3 protein-coding genes are annotated in these 2,459 nt (G+C 40.3%); 2 read left to right on the top strand and 1 reads right to left on the bottom strand.

The annotated features are described in order from the left end of the window. Positions 1–111 precede the first annotated feature (111 nt). Entirely contained in the window at positions 112–1,392 is a 1,281-nt protein-coding gene (locus QUB51_RS30045; protein WP_333058616.1) for a transposase, read from the top strand. 257 nt (positions 1,393–1,649) lie between these two features. On the opposite strand, the gene QUB51_RS30040 is transcribed toward QUB51_RS30045, so the two are convergent. After that, the gene (locus QUB51_RS30040) at positions 1,650–1,952 is read right to left on the bottom strand and encodes a hypothetical protein (RefSeq protein ID WP_333058617.1); all 303 of its coding nucleotides are present in this window, start codon (positions 1,950–1,952) and stop codon (positions 1,650–1,652) included. A 200-nt stretch (positions 1,953–2,152) separates the two neighbouring features. On the opposite strand from QUB51_RS30040, the gene QUB51_RS30035 reads away from it, so the two are divergent. Then, the gene (locus QUB51_RS30035) at positions 2,153–2,455 is read left to right on the top strand and encodes a hypothetical protein (RefSeq protein ID WP_333264522.1); all 303 of its coding nucleotides are present in this window, start codon (positions 2,153–2,155) and stop codon (positions 2,453–2,455) included. Positions 2,456–2,459: the final 4 nt, after the last annotated feature.

The following is a 2,459-nucleotide window of genomic DNA, read 5'->3' as shown; positions in this document are numbered from 1 at the left end:
TTGTTGATTTTGTAAATCAAATCTTGAGTGTTTACTTATCTTAACATGATTTGGTTTTTTTACGCCTACCTACTTAAGCTATAAAAACACACAAGCTTAACAGATTGCCTTATGAAGATTATTGAATCCATTTTACAACAAATGCCAGGGATTAGTCAACCCCAAAAAAAGTTTTTAATCACTTTATTCTCAACTATTTTACTGAGCTATGGCAAAATCAACTTCACGAATCTCAGTCGTTATAGTTGTTTGAGTGAAAAAACTTATCGTCGTCACTTTCTCAAAACATTTAACTTTCCACAATTAAATCACTATTTCCTCGAAAAAGCCTTAAATCCTGAACACACAGTCATTGCTGTTATTGATTGTTCTTTTTTAAGAAAAAGTGGCAAAAAAACTGACGGTAAAGCTTACTTTTATAATGGTGTAGCTGGTAAATCGGAACAGGGGTTGGAAATTTCTGTGATTTCTATTGTCGAAATTGAGACTCGTTTATCTTATAGCTTAAGTGTACAACAAACTCCGTCACGTCCTCCCATAACGCCGGTAAAAAAACTGCCACAAAATCCGAAGAATTGCTGGTCTAAGAAATCTCGCAAAAAACCGGAGCCTCAAAGCTCAACGCCTGACCTCACAAGAGTTGATGACTATGCACAACATCTAAAGAATACTCGTTTTTACTTCCCAACTTCTGTACGTTATTTGGTGGCTGATGGCTATTACTATCGATCTAAATTCTGGGAGGCTGTGCGGGACTTAAATTTAGACTTTATTGGCAAGTTAAGAAGTGATGCTAACCTGCGCTATTTCTATACAGGTGAACAAAAGAAACTGGGAGCTCCACGTAAATATGATGGTAAGGTTGACTGCCATGATTTGAGTCGTCTTAATTTTGTTAAAGACCTAAAACCGGGAGTTTCATTATATACATTGATTGTGTGGAGTTGTTGTTTGAATTGCCCAATTTGTTTGGTTTGTATCTCTGAGGTTCAAGCCAACGGCAAAATCAAAAATGCTTTATTGTTTAGCACTGATATTCACCTACCACCTGAGCAAATTATTGAATATTATCAGGCTCGCTTCCAGATTGAATTTATTTTTCGTGATGCCAAGCAATTTACAGGATTGTCTGATTGTCAAGCTCGTCATTTGCCACGGCTTGATTTTCATTTTAATGCCAGTCTAAGTGCCTTAAACTTAGCTAAACATGAACTCTCTAGTTGTCATTCATCTGCCAAGTCGTTTGTGTTTTCTATGGCCTCTTATAAACGTCTGGAATTCAATAAGCATCTACTTTGTACCTTTATTGATAAGTTAGATTTAGACCGGGATTTGATTTTAAATCACCCTAACCTTCCTTCAGTCTTGTCTTATGGTACTTTGGCTGCTTAAAAACTGTCCGGAGTATTGTTACAAGCAGGTAAAAAAAAACGCAAAGTTTTAATCCGTTATTCTGTGAAATTAGAGACAATTAGCTGTTTCCCAAACACTCACCATCTATCTGTAAAGGGAAACCGGGGAGGTAACAATTGCTGACTTGCGCTATCAAAGGACTCAGTTTGTACTGTCTTTTGAATGGAGTTCTGAAGACATTCAAGCAAGTCGCCATCAAGGATCATTTGCTTTACCAACATCAGGAACAGACCGGTCTAGATTTGCTGTGACTCCGCAGGAATTGTTTGAGTACCGTCCCCCCGCTTACGATCCAATTTGACGGCCGGCTGCTCGGTTTTTTCCAAAAACTGTGCCACAGATTTGATGACATCTGTTGCGGTTTTGGGTACGAGAACCAAATCTCCAGATGCCAGCATATCTAGTAGGGCACCGGGTTTTCCCTTGCCTCCGTACAAGTGACCCATAGAAGCTGCAAGCTTTTCAAGTTTTTCTGGTGTCTGTCGCGCAACTCGCGCTCGAAAAACAATGCCTGAAGGCGATCTCTGTTTCCGTCCCATGCTCGACCTTATATCTGTGCTACAGTTTTAACAAGCGGTAAGCCTATACTAAAAATTGTACAAGACACGAGGTTTGAGTGGAAACTTTAGCCCGCTTGTGCTCTATCAGTTTAGGGTGCAATGACTCGATATTTGCAGAGTATGCTATCGCTTTTGCCCCATAAATTTGACTGGTTATGCCCAAAAAGCGCAGTTGTTCCGTGAAAATTGCAACGCTGCACAGCGTGTTGCAAGATTGCTATCAACTTAAGCTGGAAGAGCTCAAGTACCTTCTCGATGCAATTGACGTGCTAATTGACGCTGAAGAGAAAAGGTTGTCGGAGTTGGAAGCCGACTCCGACTGGGAAGAAAAACGAGAAGAAAAAATGGCTGCTACTGGTGCGCGCGGTAGTACGGGATACATCGAATCCAAGACAATCAAAGGATGCGGTCCTTATGCCTACTTGAGATTTCGTAAAGGCGGCAAGCATCATTCGTTCTATCTGGGCAAGCTCAAGCCTTAAGTTT

It is taken from the genome of Microcoleus sp. AT8-A3 (assembly GCF_036705675.1).
In the GTDB taxonomy this organism is placed as follows: Bacteria; Cyanobacteriota; Cyanobacteriia; order Cyanobacteriales; family Microcoleaceae; genus Microcoleus.
This window is presented reverse-complemented; position numbering and strand designations above follow the sequence as displayed.

Bases quoted from the DNA above. Each gene is read 5' to 3' on its own strand.
- QUB51_RS30045 (WP_333058616.1), top strand. From the start codon at position 112: ATGAAGATTATTGAATCCATTTTACAACAAATGCCAGGGATTAGTCAA.
- QUB51_RS30040 (WP_333058617.1), bottom strand. From the start codon at position 1,952: ATGGGACGGAAACAGAGATCGCCTTCAGGCATTGTTTTTCGAGCGCGA.